This is a genomic window from Streptomyces sp. NPDC093111 (assembly GCF_040683955.1).
In the GTDB taxonomy this organism is placed as follows: domain Bacteria; phylum Actinomycetota; class Actinomycetes; order Streptomycetales; family Streptomycetaceae; genus Streptomyces.
The window spans coordinates 203,371-218,562 of the sequence record NZ_JBFBNW010000006.1; the positions used below are offsets into that span (position 1 = coordinate 203,371).

At 71.0% G+C, this 15,192-nt stretch carries 15 protein-coding genes; 1 reads left to right on the plus strand and 14 read right to left on the minus strand.

The genetic code is table 11. The features are described from left to right. Positions 1-194 precede the first annotated feature (194 nt). The 9 genes from AB0Q96_RS12325 to AB0Q96_RS12365 all read right to left on the minus strand — a co-directional run bounded on the left by AB0Q96_RS12325 (position 195) and on the right by AB0Q96_RS12365 (position 8,895). A complete protein-coding gene (locus AB0Q96_RS12325) occupies positions 195-989 on the minus strand; it encodes a phosphotransferase (protein ID WP_365324379.1) in 795 nt (264 codons plus the stop codon). Positions 990-993: 4 nt separating this feature from the next. Beyond that, positions 994-1,473 carry an NUDIX domain-containing protein gene (locus AB0Q96_RS12330; RefSeq protein WP_365324381.1) on the minus strand — a complete coding sequence of 160 codons (480 nt, stop codon included), beginning with the start codon at positions 1,471-1,473 and terminating at the stop codon, positions 994-996. 43 nt (positions 1,474-1,516) lie between these two features. Then, complete coding sequence (locus AB0Q96_RS12335) at positions 1,517-3,115, minus strand: hypothetical protein (protein WP_365324383.1); 1,599 nt, start codon at positions 3,113-3,115, stop codon at positions 1,517-1,519. Continuing rightward, positions 3,112-4,128 carry a glycosyltransferase gene (locus tag AB0Q96_RS12340; protein ID WP_365324385.1) on the minus strand — a complete coding sequence of 339 codons (1,017 nt, stop codon included), beginning with the start codon at positions 4,126-4,128 and terminating at the stop codon, positions 3,112-3,114. Before AB0Q96_RS12340 ends, AB0Q96_RS12335 begins: the two co-directional genes overlap by 4 nt. 6 nt (positions 4,129-4,134) lie before the next feature. Next, positions 4,135-4,686, minus strand: coding sequence for a hypothetical protein (locus tag AB0Q96_RS12345; protein ID WP_365324387.1), 552 nt, complete (start codon positions 4,684-4,686; stop codon positions 4,135-4,137). Beyond that, complete coding sequence (locus tag AB0Q96_RS12350; RefSeq protein WP_365324389.1) at positions 4,683-5,768, minus strand: hypothetical protein; 1,086 nt, start codon at positions 5,766-5,768, stop codon at positions 4,683-4,685. The genes AB0Q96_RS12345 and AB0Q96_RS12350 overlap by 4 nt, the downstream gene beginning before the upstream one ends. After that, entirely contained in the window at positions 5,765-7,189 is a 1,425-nt protein-coding gene (locus AB0Q96_RS12355) for an FAD-dependent oxidoreductase (RefSeq protein WP_365324391.1), read from the minus strand. Before AB0Q96_RS12355 ends, AB0Q96_RS12350 begins: the two co-directional genes overlap by 4 nt. Before the next feature lie 202 nt (positions 7,190-7,391). Further along, positions 7,392-7,646, minus strand: a complete 255-nt coding sequence (locus AB0Q96_RS12360) for a hypothetical protein (protein ID WP_365324393.1) — start codon at positions 7,644-7,646, stop codon at positions 7,392-7,394. Positions 7,647-7,710: 64 nt separating this feature from the next. Beyond that, positions 7,711-8,895, minus strand: a complete 1,185-nt coding sequence (locus tag AB0Q96_RS12365) for a helix-turn-helix transcriptional regulator (protein WP_365324395.1) — start codon at positions 8,893-8,895, stop codon at positions 7,711-7,713. Between the two features lie 120 nt (positions 8,896-9,015). Here AB0Q96_RS12365 and AB0Q96_RS12370 point away from each other — a divergent pair, with 120 nt between their 5' ends. Continuing rightward, positions 9,016-9,570, plus strand: coding sequence for a flavoprotein (locus AB0Q96_RS12370; RefSeq protein WP_365324397.1), 555 nt, complete (start codon positions 9,016-9,018; stop codon positions 9,568-9,570). Here the strand turns inward: AB0Q96_RS12370 and AB0Q96_RS12375 are convergent. Genes AB0Q96_RS12375 through AB0Q96_RS12395 form a run of 5 tightly spaced genes read right to left on the minus strand, consistent with a single transcriptional unit; the run spans position 9,470 to position 15,176 of the window. After that, the gene (locus tag AB0Q96_RS12375) at positions 9,470-10,501 is read right to left on the minus strand and encodes an HAD hydrolase-like protein (RefSeq protein ID WP_365324399.1); all 1,032 of its coding nucleotides are present in this window, start codon (positions 10,499-10,501) and stop codon (positions 9,470-9,472) included. The genes AB0Q96_RS12370 and AB0Q96_RS12375 overlap by 101 nt on opposite strands. After that, the gene (locus tag AB0Q96_RS12380) at positions 10,495-12,423 is read right to left on the minus strand and encodes a phosphoribosyltransferase (protein ID WP_365324401.1); all 1,929 of its coding nucleotides are present in this window, start codon (positions 12,421-12,423) and stop codon (positions 10,495-10,497) included. The genes AB0Q96_RS12375 and AB0Q96_RS12380 overlap by 7 nt, the downstream gene beginning before the upstream one ends. After that, positions 12,420-13,202: a methyltransferase domain-containing protein gene (locus tag AB0Q96_RS12385; RefSeq protein WP_365324403.1), complete on the minus strand. Its 783-nt coding sequence runs from the start codon at positions 13,200-13,202 to the stop codon at positions 12,420-12,422. The genes AB0Q96_RS12380 and AB0Q96_RS12385 overlap by 4 nt, the downstream gene beginning before the upstream one ends. Next, complete coding sequence (locus tag AB0Q96_RS12390; protein ID WP_086824661.1) at positions 13,199-13,663, minus strand: hypothetical protein; 465 nt, start codon at positions 13,661-13,663, stop codon at positions 13,199-13,201. The genes AB0Q96_RS12385 and AB0Q96_RS12390 overlap by 4 nt, the downstream gene beginning before the upstream one ends. Continuing rightward, entirely contained in the window at positions 13,656-15,176 is a 1,521-nt protein-coding gene (locus tag AB0Q96_RS12395) for a hypothetical protein (RefSeq protein ID WP_365324405.1), read from the minus strand. The genes AB0Q96_RS12390 and AB0Q96_RS12395 overlap by 8 nt, the downstream gene beginning before the upstream one ends. Positions 15,177-15,192: the final 16 nt, after the last annotated feature.

Consider the following 15,192-nt stretch of genomic DNA (forward strand, 5'->3'; position numbering starts at 1 on the left):
CCCCTTCGAACGCTCTGCCGCCCCGACGCTGTCGCCGCCCTCGCAAGTCTCGGCAGCGCCCTCACCTGCGAACCCGTGCGCGTGGATTGGGGCGGCTGAACCAGTTCCTGGCCGCCGATCTTCCAGAACCGTTGGATTCGCCGAGTCGCCGCTCGGCGGCGGTGAACAGCGAGGAGCCTGCGACAGGTCGTGGTTCACGCGGGAAGGAGTGGGCATAGCTCTCGCCCCAGGCGAGCCCGGCCGCGTTGCCGTACGGTCGGATCGGTGCTGAGGGCTGCGTCGGCGAACTGATGAATGCGCCAGTACACCTGGAACCTGCGGACGGCGTTCGGAGCGGGCTGGTGGACGACCTGAAACACGTCGGTGGGGTCGGTGAGGTCGAGACGGACGGCGAGGCGGGCGAGGTCGGACAGCGGGTCGCCGAAGGCGGCGAGTTCCCAGTCCAGCAGCAGTGCCCCGCCGACCGCGGGCCTGACGAGGTGGCCCGGCTGCAGGTCGTGGTGCAGCAGTCTGGGCTCGATGTCCAGGTCCGTGGTGTCGAGTTGGCGGCGGAGCGCTGCCGCGGCGGGCGCGAGGTCGGGTGCGGCAGCCGTGTACGTGTCGAGACGGCCGTGAAGGTAGCGGTGCCAGGTGCGGTACTGCCGGGCTCCGGCGAGCCGACCGGTATGGGGGCCCGTGATGCGGTGGACCGCGGCGAGGGGGCCGGCCAGCTCGTGAAGGAGCTGGCCGGCGGGCACGGGCTCGGCGTGGGCCGCGGTCTGCGCGGTCCACGCCGGACTGCCCCCGGGACCGGACCCGAGGAGCTCGGGCGCCGGGGCGCCGTGCATGGTGAGGAGGGCCAGGGCGGCGGCCTCGTTGGCGGCGCGGTTCGGGTCGCTGTAGTGCTTGAGTACATACGGCACTGGGCCGTCGATGTACCAGACGCGGTTGGCCTGTCCGGTGGTGATTTCCCGGGCGCTGTCGGGAACCCTGCCGTCTATCGCCGCCACGGGTTCAGGCGACGTCGCCGAGATAGCCGGATGAGGGCTGGCCCGTGGCGAGGCCGGCGATCGGCTGCCGGAGGGCGTGGGGCAGCAGGTTCAGACCGGGAACCTTCTCCAGTTCCACCCATTCCAGGCCGGTCTGCACGTCATCTTCGGCGTGTCCGCCGAGGCGGCCGGGGTCGCCTTCGGGGGTGCAGTGGAAGATCGCTTCGATGCGGTGGGTGCCGGCCTCGGTGTCGGCGTGGTCGTGGTTGGCGCCGATGTACTCGCGCAGCCACAGCAGCTTGTCCACGGTGACGGTCAGGCCGGTTTCCTCGTGGACCTCGCGGCGGGCGGTCTGGTCGAGGGGTTCGCCGGGGTTCTGGCCGCCGCCGGGCAGGAAGTAGCAGTCCTGGCCCTCCCAGTTGGCTCGTTGGAGCAGGACCTGACCACCGTGGACGACGACGGCTTTGGCGGAGGTGCGGATGGTCGGGGTGACAGGCTCGGCCACGAGTGGGCTCCAACTCTGCTTCGGTGGTGGGTGGGAAGGGTTGTCAGCGTTCAGTCTTGCCGAATCCGCGGTGGCGTCCGGCTACCTTCGCGAAGATCAGCTGCCAGGGTCCGGCCAGTCGTACGAATGGCTGGAACGGGCTGGCTGCGACCAGCGATGCCAGGTGGGCCGGGGACGTCCGGGGCAGGGGGGCGAGACCGGGCGGTGGGGTGACGGCCGCGTGCAGGGCCGGGGCGAGGGTCAGTAGCCGGGCGGTGGCCACGGGGCCGTGCAGCAGCACGCCAGCAGCCGCGACGGCCGTCCAGACGGGCCCGACCCACCAGGCGGACAGGACGGCCGCCGCGATCAGCGGGGCGCCGAGCAGCCAGGCGGCCTCGTCCGCCCACTCCCGGGCCACCAGGACCACCCTGGCTGGGCGGGAGAGGGCGGAGGGAAGGTGCGCGACGGCGGCAGCGTGGCGGTCCGGGCGGGCGGAGGCCGTGAAGGCCAGCGCGTGGAGGTTGGCCAGTCCGGAAGGTTCGGTGTAGGGCTCGTCGAGGACGGCGACGGTGGAGGCGGTGAGGTCGGCGCCGAGCAGGGACAGCCGGTGCCCGGTGCCGAGGTCTTCCATCGGTTCGGGGAAGCCGTCGAGCGCTCGGACGGCAGGGAGATGGACGGCCATGCCGCAGCCCACCCCGTACACCATGGGCCGCATCCACATCCGGACCGCCTCCGGCAGACGTGAGGCGGCCAGGAAGCGGTGGAGGCGGACGCGGGCGAGTTCGATGCCGAGGGAGCGCCGCAGCTGGTAGGCCCATTCCCCCTCCAGCAGCAGACCGACCGGGCCGGCCGGAAAGGGGCGGCGGGCCAGCAGCGGCAGCCGCTGCTGCTGGATCAGGGCCGGGGCGTGCCGGGTGCGGGTCCGGTGTGCGGTGGCCTCGGTGGCGAACGCCTGAAGAGTGCGGCGGTCGGGGGCCGCGTCGGCGTCGTAGACCACTGCGTACGTGTCGTCAGCGTGCTCGTCCTCCCTCCACCCGAGCGGGCCGAGAACCCGCTGCAGGCGGTCGAGGGCGAAGTTGAGCTGTCCGGCTTTGCGTCCGCCGACATCGGGCTGGTGGAGGTGCACCAGCGGCAGCCCTCCGTCCGGCAGGCGGGCGGCGAGGGCCGTCACGATGTCGGCGGTGGTCGGCTCGGTGTCGAACAGTTCGGTCAGCACCCGTAGCCGGTCGGCTGGTCGTTCGGCGTTGACCGTCTCGGCGACCTTGCGGCAGCGGTCGGCCGGAAACAGGCCCCGCAACTGCCCTGCCTCTAGCGGGGCGTGGGCGGTCAGGGCCGCCAGCCGGTCGCGGTGTCCGGCACGTGCGGAGACTTCGCGTTCGGTGGTGATGACCACGACGGCGGCGCGGTCGCGTGGGTAGTCGAGTGCCCTGAACGCGGTCACCGTCTCCTCCGCGATGGTCTGCTCACGCAGCATCGGCAGTAGCACCACCAGCCACGGCACCGCGTCCTGCCTCGCCTGCGTCCCAATGGGTGTGCTGCCGGCGGAGGCGAGGAGCCATCTCGCGCATACCTCGACCGCGATCAAGGCCCACAGCGCGCGGGCCAGCAGCAGTGTCAGCAGGACGGGCACGGTGGCCTGCAGCCACATCTCGGCCGCGGTCACCGTTCTCCCTCCATCAGGTGGTAGACGCTGCGCATTTGGTCGGCGACGAGGGGCCAGGCGAACTGTTCCGCCCGTTCGCGGGCGGAGGACCGCCTGGCGGCGTGCGCGGCGGTGCCGGTCTCGGCGAGGACCTTCTCCACCGCCTCCGTCGCCGCGGCGGCGTCGCCGGGCGGGGGGAGCTGGGCTGCCTCTCCCGTGTAGTGGCGGATGCCGCCGACGTCGGTGGCGACGACCGGCGTGCCGCAGGCCATCGCCTCCAGGAGCGCGTTGTTGGCGGTCGCGTCGAGTAGCGGCAGCAGCATCACGGCTGCCTGCCGGTACAGCGCGACCAGGGTCTGCTCGGCGACGCCTTCGAGGACGCGAGCGGCCGGGTGCCAGGCCCGGGTACGGGCCTGGCGGGTGACGACGACCAGCTCGACCCCGTCGCCGTAGCGGCGATGCAGCCGCTCGTGGACCGCGTCCAGGACGGTCCAGTCCCGCAGCCACCAGCCGACGGTCAGCACCAGCGGCCGGTCCGACGGGAGCGGTGCGGGCGCCGGAGTGAAGGCGGTGGTGTCGATCCCGTGGGGTACCAGGTGCACGCGGTCGGCGGGCACCAGGTCGGCGAAGAACGCCTGCTGGTGCGGGTCGAGGACGACGATGCGTTCGGCGGTCGGCGCGAGCTTTCGCCACGTGCGGGCCGGCAGGTGCTGCTGGAGGTATGCGGGCGGCTGGTGATAGGTGACGGCGGTCGGGCCGAGGCGGCGGCGGGAGAACCAGTACTGCTCGTCCCCGTACAGCACGTGGGCGGCCGAGCGAGAGGCCAGCAGGTGCAGGTCGGTGGCGCAGTGCTCGGCCGGGTAGAAGGGCAGCGGGCAGCTTCGGGCAAGCAGACGGTGGGCCTGACCGGCCGCCCTGGTGGCGAGCGGTCCGGCGGGTGGGGTGATGCGGCGGACTTCGGGGAGGTGGTCGAGAAGGCGGTCGTAGCCGCCGTGGGCGGTGTGCCAGGGGACGCGGACGACGGAGGCGATCACGGCGGCTCACGCCTCCTTCGGGGCGAGTAGACCGAGGGATCGCAGTCGGCCGGTGATGGCGTGGGGGCGGTTGAGGTGGACGACGGGCTGGCCGTCGGCCTGGTCCGGGTGGAGATGTTCGGCCCAGCGGCGGCGGTGCCGGCGGTGGTGGGCCGGGCCCCACCACAGGATCGAGTCGCGGGCGAGCAGGTGGCTGAAGGTCTCCCGGTTCCCGGCGAACAGCTCCTGCCGGGTGCCGGCCCGCCGGAGCGAGCGGTGGATCAGCCGGGGCAGGCAGATCTTCAGCGGCAGGTCGAGCCAGAGGACGAGTTCGGCGCGGGCCAGCAGTGTCTCGCCGACTTCGCCGCCGTAGTTGCCGTCGGCGATCCAGATGTCCGAGGCTAGTGCGTTTCGGACGCGGGCGTGGAAGAGCTCCGGGCCGACAGGGGTCCACCTCGGTCCCCAGAACAGCTCGTCCAGGTCGAGGTGGGGCAGGCCGGTGTGGGCCGCGATGGCGGCGGCGAGGGTGGACTTCCCGGAGGCGACCGGGCCGACCAGCGCGATGCGCTTGGGTATCACGGAAGCCTCCTCGCGACGGCGTCTGCGAGCCGTTCCAGCAGGTGAGGGGTGTGCACTCCGACGGTCACCTGCATCACCGGCACCCGGGCGACCAGGTCGTCCATGACGTCGGCGGCCTGCCGGGCCAGTTCGCCCTCGGGACGGGTGCGGTCGGCGAACCACGGGTGCAGCCAGTCCTCGTCGTGCGGGGTGCAGCACACTGCGGCGAGCGCGGCGCGAGCCGCCGCCGCGCCAGGGAAGGCGATGCTGATGTCCCGGTCGTCGTCATGGAGCCGCGGGAGCACGACGAGCCGCAGCGGGGCGCTTTCCCTCACACGGACGGCGAAGGCGCCAGCGAAGTCGTTCGGGGTCCACGAGGCTTTGAGGGGCGTGCCGAAGTCGGTCGGCAGCACGCTGTGCGGCGGAAGGCTGCTGTTCGGGGCTAGCGCGGACAGGGTGCCGCCGGCGATCCGGACCGAGATCGGTACCCCGACCACGCTCGCGGCCGACTCGGTGACCAGTACGCGGTCAGACCCGACGAGGTCGGCGCGGCGGTGGGCGGCCAGGGACGTGAGCAGGGTGGTCTTGCCGGCCCCGGATGGGCCGACGATCAGTATCCCGTGGCCGTCGACCGTGGCGGCTGCGGCGTGGAAGGTGGTCCAGCCGCGGTGTTCGGCGCAGCGCAGGACGACCTCGCGGATCACCCGCAGGGCGTACCGCTCGCCGCGGTCGGTCCCTGGGTGCAGCACGATGTGAAGCCGGCCCGTCGCGTCGCGGGCGTACAGGTGGTCTGCCGGCAGGTGCGAGGCGGGGTCGGGCCTCCACCAGCGGACCTGCCCGAGCCATGAGGACAGGTACGGCTCGCCGCGGAACGGCAATACCTCCAGCGACTGTGCATCGGCCAGGCGGGCTCCGTGGTCGCGAAAGAGGTTTTCGCTGTGGTGGATGCGTATCTGCGTGAGCTGCCCGCATAGCGGTGCCGGCGAGGTCTCGGGGGAGAAGTTCTGCAGGTGGATGCTCTGGTCAGCGTGGAAGGTCTCGTCGGTGCGGACGTCGAAGCGGTGCCCGGCGAAGGCGACCGGCCCGTTGCTGCGGCCGCTCACCTCCGTCCCCCTGTTGCCGCCATGGCGTCGGGTGCCGGAATGAGGAGTTCTTCAGTGGCGCCGTGCACCAGGCGTCGGGCGATGTCTATGCCCATCTTCACCGCGTGGTCCATGTTGCCGATCTCGTACCGCCACGTCCCGAACCGGCCTCGTGGGTAGATTCCTTGGGACTCCATCCACGGCACCACTGTGTCCAGGGCCTCATCACGGTCGAGGGTGGGTATCGGGTAGGCGTAGTCGATCAGTTCCAGGTGGGTACTGGCCAGCGGCGCGTCCTCGGGGACGAGGCCGTGGCGTCGCAGGGCCTGGTCGCAGTCGCGGATGAGCCGGCGGTGGTCCAGCCGGGTTCCCGGCAGCAGGGAGGTCTCGGTCATCCACGCACTGAACGCCATTGTGTCGGCGCCGGGGACGTTGGCAGGCGCGTACTTGCTGAAGTTCGTGGCTCGGTAGAACGGCACCTCAGGCTGGGGGAAGTACAGCCAGGACCGTTCGTCGGTGGTCGGGGTCTCGTAGCCGAGGCCGACCATGGCCACCGTGGTGTGCCGCAGCCGTCCGGCTGCCGCTCGCACCGTGCCCGGGGCGCCGGCCGTGATGGCGGAGAGCTGGTCAAGGGGACCGGTGGCCACCAGGTGGTCGAAGCCGATGAGCTCGCCGTCGGAGAGCGTGACAGTGCGGGCGGCCGGGTCGACGGCGACCGCGCGGACTGACGTCCGCAGGCCGTCGTCGAGCCGTGCGGCCAGGCGGCGCCAGATCTCTCCGGTGCCGCCGCGGACGGGGAAGGCGAAGGTGGCGTTGGGTCCCCACCGGCGGGCCGGCGGAGCGGTCCCCGAGAAGGCAGCCAGGATTTCACCGGGATCGACCGGGGCGACGCGTTCAGCGACCCAGGACGAGGCCATCTGCTCAGGAGACATCGCCCAGACCTTGGAGTTGTACGGGCCGAAGAACCGCTCCACCAGGCCCGATCCGTACATCGCCTGCAGCCACGTGGCGAAGTCCATACCCGCGGCCTTCCCCTCCTCGCGCCGCTGGCAGGCGCGAAGAAGATCGTGCACACACGCCTCGGCGTCCTCGGCCGGGAGACGGTGGAGGTATTGCTGGAAGGGGTAGGGCACCCATCGGTCGCGGAAGCGGATGTAGGACGACCGGTCGTGATGCAGCAGCTCGTCGGGGGCGAACAGCTCGGCAAGCAGCCTGTCGAACTCGCCGAAGTGGGAGAAGACCACGTGCCCCCCCAGGTCCCAAGTGAAGCCGGCCGAATCGACCACGGACGAGGCAAGTCCGCCGGGCAGAGGGGCCGCCTCCAGCAGCGTCCAGGAACGGTGACCCAGCCGCTTCAACTCGTCCGCACAGGCCAGGCCACAAGGGCCGGCGCCGAGAATGACAATCCTCTCGGAGGGTAAGACGTGCGGTGAATCGGGCATGAAGCCTCCTTCGATCGGCAGGCGGTAAAGCTATGGCCCGCGTCCGGCGGGCGGCGGTGACAGAACGGGGGCGGGGTGACCCCACCGCCGATGCACGAAGAAGCGGCGGGGGCACCCTGCTCAGCGTCGGCTTCGACCACGAGGGGTTGGTGCGTGAGCGCGGGCCGCCGACAGGGTCCGGCCGGCGCAAGCCGGAGGAGCCTCAGGTCGCCGGCCCCTCGGTGTCCGGGTCCACGTGTGCGTTGTGGATGTGGAAGTAGGCCACCTCCACCTGCTCCTCGAAGCCCTTGCCGTCCGCGAGCGCCTGGAACATCGTCTCGCTGACGGACCGGCAGTAGTCGCAGGTCTCCACGTCAGCGGGTCCCTCGCGGCGCGCCATGGCCGCACGGGCCTGCTCCACTGCTTCGGGAGACAGCCCGTCCAACAATTCCTCGGTCAGGTCCGTGTCATCGCTCACGCCGCCATCGTGGCCACTGCGGACCCTGGAAACTCTTTCACTTGAGCGAGAGTCCCAGCTGCCCCTACATGCCGATCCAGCCCGCCATGTTCCGCAACGGCTCCGGCGTCCGGCGGGAGAGGTGAACGAGCCCGCGGATCGTCTCCCTGGCACCAGGGTGATAGCGGGTCTGCTCCGGCGCCGCTCGCCGCGCCGCCCAGAGCGACCTCAACGACGGCTCTGCTTTGCCCAGTTCCATCTCAATGAGGGCCCGGTCGATGAAGAAGTGCGCGCGGCGAGACGTCGCGATCGAGGCCGGCAGCTTGATCGCCTTGGCTTGCCGCAGCGCCTCGTCGTACTGACGCATCTCCATCGCCACGGTCATCTCGTGCAAGGCCACGTTCACCGGGCCGAAATTGAGCCAGTGCACCTTGCTGGCGTCTCCGACCCGCCCCGCGTACTCGCGGGCCCGTGCGATGTGGTCGGCGGCCGCGCTAGCGTCCTCCGCCCGCGCGGCAAGCACGGAGCCGCCGAGGTGAAGCTGGCCAGCGACGGTGAGGGCTTCGCGGGTCGAGTCGCCCGGGCCGAGCAGTCTGTGGCCGGAGCCGACCAGGCGCAGGCCGATGCCGTACTCCCCTTCGCGGAAGTAGACCAGTCCCCGGAAGTACTGCCGCATGGCCGCCAGGCAGGGATCCGAGGCCCGCTCCGCGGCCCAGCCGAGCCGGTCGAGGGCGACGCTGGCGAGATCGAAGTACCCCAGCTTCACCGTGACGTCGTGCGCGGTGCGGTAGGCGGAACCGAGGGCCTGCCACAGCTCCGTCGTCGGCGAGCGCCAGCACAGGACGGTCAGCTCCGTGATGACGTCCGGAAGGGCTGCCGCCGCCGCGTGCAGATGGGTGGCGCGGACATGGGCACACAATTCCTCGGTGGCGGTGACGAGCTCCTCGGCCGTGCGCGTGGTGACCTGGGGTTCGTCGCCGAGGTCGTACAGGTCGAGGGACTCACGGATCGGCCGGATCAGCTCCGCGAGCCGGTCCTCCTGCATCTGCGTCACGTACGGCTGACCCGTCAGCACCGTGACATCGATCCGCAGCGCCCGCGCGACGGCCGCGACGAAGTCCGAGGACGCCGGCCGGGCTCCGCACTCGACCTGGGTGAGCCAGCTGTACGAGTACGGAATCCGGTCGGACAGCTCCCGCTGCGTCAGCCCCGCCAGCCTCCGCTGCTCCTTGATCCGCGTACCGGTGTGGTCCCCGTCCCGCGTCGGCATACCGGACTCCCGTCTCTGACCCGTCACCCGGAACGCTACGCGCTGCTCTCTGCCGCGAGAGGCGGATTCACAGGGGACTCCGCCAAGTTGGCGGCGGCCCGGCTGTGATCGGATACCCCCATGACCACTCCGACCCTGTACCTGTTCAGCAGCGCAGCCCCGCCGGTCTTCGACGTCGCACGCGTCATCGAGGAGGCGCAGGCCGACGGATGGGACGTATGCCTCGGTCTCACCCCGACGGCCGCCCGCTGGCTCGCCGACTCCCTCGACGGCCTCGCCGCCCTCACCGGCCACCCCGTCCGCTGGGACTACCGCCTCCCCGGACAGCCGGACGTATGGCCGAAGCCGGACGCCGTGATCGTCGCGCCGGCGACCTTCAACACGATCAACCAGTGGGCGCTCGGGATCACGGACAAGTGGCTCGTCGGCGTAGTTGCCGAGGGCATCGGCAAGGGCATCCCCATGGCGATGATGCCGTGCGTGAACCGGGCATACGTCGCGCACCCGCAGTTCGAGCGCTCGATCGACGCACTCCGGAGCGCGGGGGTTCGGGTGCTGTACGGCGAGGGCGGCTTCATCCCGAACGAGCCGGGCCAGGGTAATCCCGCCACGTACCCGTGGCGGGCCGCCCTGGACGCCGTCGCCGACAACCTCGGCCCGACCTCCATCGCCTAGATTCCTTCCCGCCGTGCCGGAACGGAGTGCACGGGCAAGGCCCTGTCACTGCGACCCGCGGGACGCAGAACGGCCGGGTCCGCCCCCACCTCACCCAGGCCCTCCTTTTGCTCCCTGTGAAGACGAGGCCCTGGAACGGATCAGGGGGGCTTGAGGCTGGGAATCGGCCGTGAGCTTGAAGGCCCCAGCGCGGGGTCGCTCCGTCCAGATGGTGCGACCCGGGCGTTACGCCCTGCCGCCTATTGCCGGGCGAACCTGGTTCATCTGGGTCATGACGCCGAAGACCGTTCCGATGGCCGCCACGATGCCAGACGCGGCACCATGAGGCGAGCTCGGCCGCTGTGTGGAGGACGAGGTCAGGGCCGGCGGCGGTGAGGTCGTCGACGTCGGCGTATCCGTAGCTGACGGCGACGGCCTCCAGGTCGGCGGCGTGGGCGTGACGGATGTCGCTACCGGTGTCGCCGATATAGGCGGTCGCACCGTATTGCCGGTGCATCAGCTGGAGTTTGAGCGCCTTGCTACCGGCCTCGTCCCGCGAGAGCAGCACCCGCGGCATCGCGTCCTCGTCGAGATTCCGTCGCAGCAGGCGTTCGACCGTGGTGCCGTGGCTGCCGGTCACGATGCCGTACCCGGCGCGGCCCGCAAGATCACCGAGGACGCCGACGAGGTCAGGCATGACGCCATGCCCGTCTTCGTCGGCAGTGAGGTCGGTGAGCCCGGCATGCCGCTGCCAGAACAGCTCAGCCGCCTCGTACGGGATCCAGCGGGTCAGCGACTGGCTGAGCACGCCCTGATAGATCTGGGGCAGCTCGTCCGGACCGGCCAGGTCGGGCAGATCCCACAACTCCATCTCGCTGCGGGCGGTCTGGTAAGCGCGCCAGGCCCGTTCGCGGGAGTCGTGCAGGACGCCGTCGAAGTCGAAGATCAGCACGTTTCCTCCAGCTGGACGAGGGGCACGCCGCACCAGGCGAGCAGGTGGGGGTGGGGGAGCCGGGCAGCGAGGTCACCGAGCTCGGCGGTCGCGTGCTGCCAGGTCGAGGCGGGGCCGAGCGGCGCCAGCAGCAGGGTGCTGCCGGCCTGTACCGGCTCGAACCGGCCCTCGGCCCACCGGGTGACCGCTTCCTCGACGTTCCGGGTATCGATCCGCGGAGCCTTGGGTGCCGGACGGCCTCGGAAGGGCAGCATGGGCTGGAGTAGAGCCGCGGGCTGGTGCCGCCACCTGCGAAGCACCGGCGTCCGTGAGCTCACCGGAATGTGCAGTGCTTCCTGCAGGACGAGCGCGGCGTCGATCATGGCCCGCTGGAGACGGTGCGCCTCTCTCGCCGTGGCTGCTGCTCGCTCCGGGTTGTAGGTGCGGGGCAGTTGTTCACCCCGGGCGACGCCGTAGCAGAGCATGGCCGTCGCGAGCGCCGGCAGGCAGGAATCATCGTCGGGAAGGCGCTGGTCGACGGCGGCGGCCACCGTCTTCAGGTCGGTGCCGAACGCGACGATGATGGCGGCCAGGTCGACGAGCGGGGTGAGCAGTTCGTTGTCGCGGCGGTAGGCGTGGGTGAGGTGGCCGGTTTTGCGCAGGCCGCCTTCGGCGTCGATGAGCCACTTCTCTGCCTCGCACCGGCCGTCCGGCACCGAGGACCCCATCGACATCACCCAGCGGTGCAGCCGGGGCAGGACCATCCCTGGGTTGCCGCTAGTGAGCGCGGTGGCGACCGTCTTCAAGGCCGCCGGGATGGGAGCGGGAGCGCGCAGGCTCATCGCAACGGGGAGCTGGACGGAGCGGTCCAGGGCGTAGCCGACTGCGTCGTCGAGCCAGAAGTCCCCACGCGGGGGCAGCTGGACGGACGTGCTCAGGTCTTCGCTGATCACCATGGCTGGTGCGACACCCACGGTGGCCGGCGTCAGAGCGCTCGACAACGCGGTGGCCGTCGCGCGGGCCGCGTCACCGAAGATGCCGGGCGGAACCCAGGACGCCACCACCGGTTGCCGGCCGTGCCGGGTCGACAGGGTGAAGGCGGCCCTGGCGGGGGAGCGGCGCCGCAAGCCCGGCCATGCGGCCAGTGCTGAGTTCTCCCTCCCCGGCCGGAAGCCCACCACGCTCACCGGCGCTTTGGTGCGGCCGAGCCACGTGGCCTCCTTGACCAGGTAAGTGTCGAGCGCGCCCGAGGCGAGGCGGCGGGTGGAGGCCCAGCGGGAGCGCGGCAGGACGGTGACCGAGATGCCGGCGTCCCGCAGCGGTTGGGCGTCGTCGTCACGGAAGACCGGAACAAGGACGTCGGCGTTGCCGGGTTCGGCCAGGCGCTGCGCGAGGGACACAAGGGTCCGGCCGGTCAGCGGCGGGTCGTCCACCAGCAGGACCCTGGGCCGGCCCGGCGTGATTCGCTCGCCCGGTCGTACGGAGGCGAGGTGGACGTCGAGCCCTTCGCGGGCGAGGCGGGCGGCGACGAGAGGAGCGAGATAGGCCCCGCCCGTCCGCACGCCCACCACCGCGACCGGCCATCCGTTCGACTGGGCTGACAGCCACAGCTCGGAGAGCTGGACGATGTCGGGCCACTCCACGCCCTGGATGGCCAGGGACGCCGGGAGGTGCACGATCGACTCGTCGCTGGTCAGCTCACATGGCACGAGATCTGCGTCTGGGGCGGCCACCTGCATCTCGCCGCGGATGAGCCGCCCGGCGGCGCGCAGGGTGGAGGCCCGCAGCCGCTCGGCCGTCGGCAGGCGACGGTCTTCGGACCGGACCCAGAGTGCGGCGAGCGTCTCGTAGCAGCGCAGGGCGCTGACCGCCTGGCCCGCGCTCGCGACGAGGTCGCGAGCGAGGGCGCCGACGGTCAGCGGCCTGACAGGAACCGTGGTCATGCGGTTGCCTCGCGGCGGGCGACGGCGTGCACGAGACGGCCGAGCTCCCGGTAGGGGCTCTGGATGGAGGCGGCCCACTCCGTGGCCAGCGCCTTCTGGAAAACGTCCTCCTCCGGTCGCCAGTCATTGCCGAGGTGGTCGTGGAAGATCCGCACGCCCTGCCAAGGCAGCGGGACCAGGCCGTTGTCGCTGGCGAGCTGGTTCAGACGGTAGGGGGCGTCGCCACGCGTGATGATGCCAAGGTTGCCCATGCTCGCTGCCTGGGTGGTCTCGATCTGGGCCAGGGCCGTGTCGTACTGGCCGCGCAGGGCTTCGCGCACTCCGACAGCGAGGGTGTTCTTGGTGAGAACGCTGAGGATGCCGCCGGGGGCGACGAGTCGGGCGAGATTGGCGATGGGCTCGGCGGAGTCGGGCAGGTACATCACGACGCCGTGGCAGCACACCGCGTCGAAGACCTCGCCGTCGAAGGGCAGGTCGTAGATGTCGGCCTCGACGAGCCTCACGTCCTCGGCCAGGCCGGCCGCGGCCAGCTTCTCCTCGGCGCGCTTGAGCATGTCGGAGGAGACCTCGGCCCCGGTGATGTGATGCCCTGCCGCTGCCAGGCGCAGCACCATCTCGCCGTCGCCGCAGCCGACGTCCAGGACGCGGGCGGGCTTGTCGCCGAGCTCCTCAAGGACGCGGCGCGCCACGATCTCGTGCCGCAGCCTGCCGCGCCCGCCCTCGGAGTAGGAGGCGTAGTCGGTGCCGACGGTGCCGAAGTCGCTGGATTCGGTGTTCATGCGGAGAACTCCTTCTTGATCTGGGGCCAGTGCTCGACGAAAAAGCGGAATGAGGGGTAACGGTCGCCCGCCAGCGCGGCGCCGGCCTCACCCGCGGGGGCGAACGTGCCGGCGCGTAGGGCCTGCCGGATGCGGACGAGGCTCGGTATCCGCTGGGCCAGCTGCGGCACGCGCGCGCGGGTCTCGGCGTATGGGAGCCACGCGGCGAGCTGGGCGGGGCTCATCTCCTCCCACACCACGACGTCGAGCAGCCCTTCGCCCAGGCGCAGGGCGACCAGATGCGGCACCGCAGTCTTTCCCGGCCCGGCACCCCGGTGTCCCAGCGGCGTGACCCGCCCGGGATACCCGGTGCGCAGGTCGGTCAAGTGCTCGGCGAATACGGTCCCCAGGTGGCACGACAGGCAGGGGCAGACCGAGTCGGTGCCGGTCAGATCGTTGAGGGCGAAGATCCGCTCACCCATGCCCGCTCCCCGTCGCCGTGGTGATGGCGGGGCCGTAGAGCTGGTAATAGGCGTCGACGATCCCGGACTCGGCCAGGATCTCGTTGGTGGCGGCGAGGTTGTGTCCGGGCTGCAGCCGCCGCTCGCCTCCCTGGGCCACCGCGACCGCGCCGACGGCGAGCCCGGCCATCACCAGGTCCACGTACCTGTTGGACAGGCTCTCGGCGAAGTGGAAGTTGATGGGCATGCCGTGACCCACGACGACGACCTCCGACCCGTCGGGGAACAGGTAGCCGGTGCCGAGCACGCCCCGGTCCCGCACCGCCTTGCTGCCCTCGCGCAGCTCGTCAAGCGCGAACTCATAGTTCCGGCTCGTGGTGCTGACCAGGAACGAACGAGGGGGCAGGAGCCTGGCCTGCTCCAGACCGAAGCTGCGGCTGCCGACGCAGCCGATGACCAGCCGCGGCTGGTGGGAGTCCACCAGCTCGGTCAGCGACCGGCCGGTGAGGAAACCTTCCTCGTGCGCGGCGACCAGGCGCGTGATGTCGGCGTCGAACACCGCCACCCGCATCCGCCGACTGTCCAGGACGCGGGCCACCTCGCGGCCGATCCGGCCGAAGCCGAGCACAAGTGCAGCCTGGCCCTCGAACTTCTCGTCCGGAAGCAGCCGCAGGGTGTTTCGGACCGCGGCGTCGGCGATGCCGTAGGACTCAATCATGCCCTTCATGTCGCTCTCGGCCACGCTGAACAGCGGGAGCGGGAGGTCGAACCCGGCCAGCTTCCGGATACCGGAGGTGGTCTGCTCCACAAGACCGATGAAGTGCCCGGCACTCTCGGGAAGTTCCTTCAGCACCATCGGCAGGACGTATCCTCCGTCGTCCATGACGATGCTGCGCTTGCCCGCCGCGGTCACCCGCGACACATGGTCCTCCAGCCCCACACGCAGGTCCCGGTAGCGCCACACCGTGATCCCGAGACGCTGCACGAGGTGGGCGTCGACACGGCGGGAGTTGGCGTACTGGTACTCCTTGTCGATCACCGTCATGTGCGCCGGATCGACGCCGAGCTCGACCAGGCTGTTGACCAGGACAAGGAAGTCACGCATGTGGTGGATGGTCAGTACCAGCCCGACGTCGGCGAGCGGCTTGTTCGGCCAGCGCTCCGGCAGCGTGCTCGTCAAGGGCAGCTCCGAGGCGACGGCGGCCATCTCCGAGTCGGTGAACGGCAGATGTGTGACGGTCTGGAAGAAGAACGTCCGATCGTGGAGGTTGCCCTTCTCGAAGGTCGCCACAATCCGGTGGGTCCGGTCCGCGACCGCGGCGGGATCGGCCGGCGCGGCCAGCGCCAGACGCCCCCGCCCGCCGTCGGCGAGCGCGCACACCCAGGATCCCTGCTCGTCGTCGAAAAGCATCTCGCGTACGAGGGGAGCGGCACGCAGGCGCTCGACGAGCGTGTCGGTCAGCTGCTGGGCCTCGGCCTTGCGGCCGACGAAGTCGACCGAGTGGACCACGGGCGACTCCAGAAAAAGGGACATGGGTTTCCTCTCAATT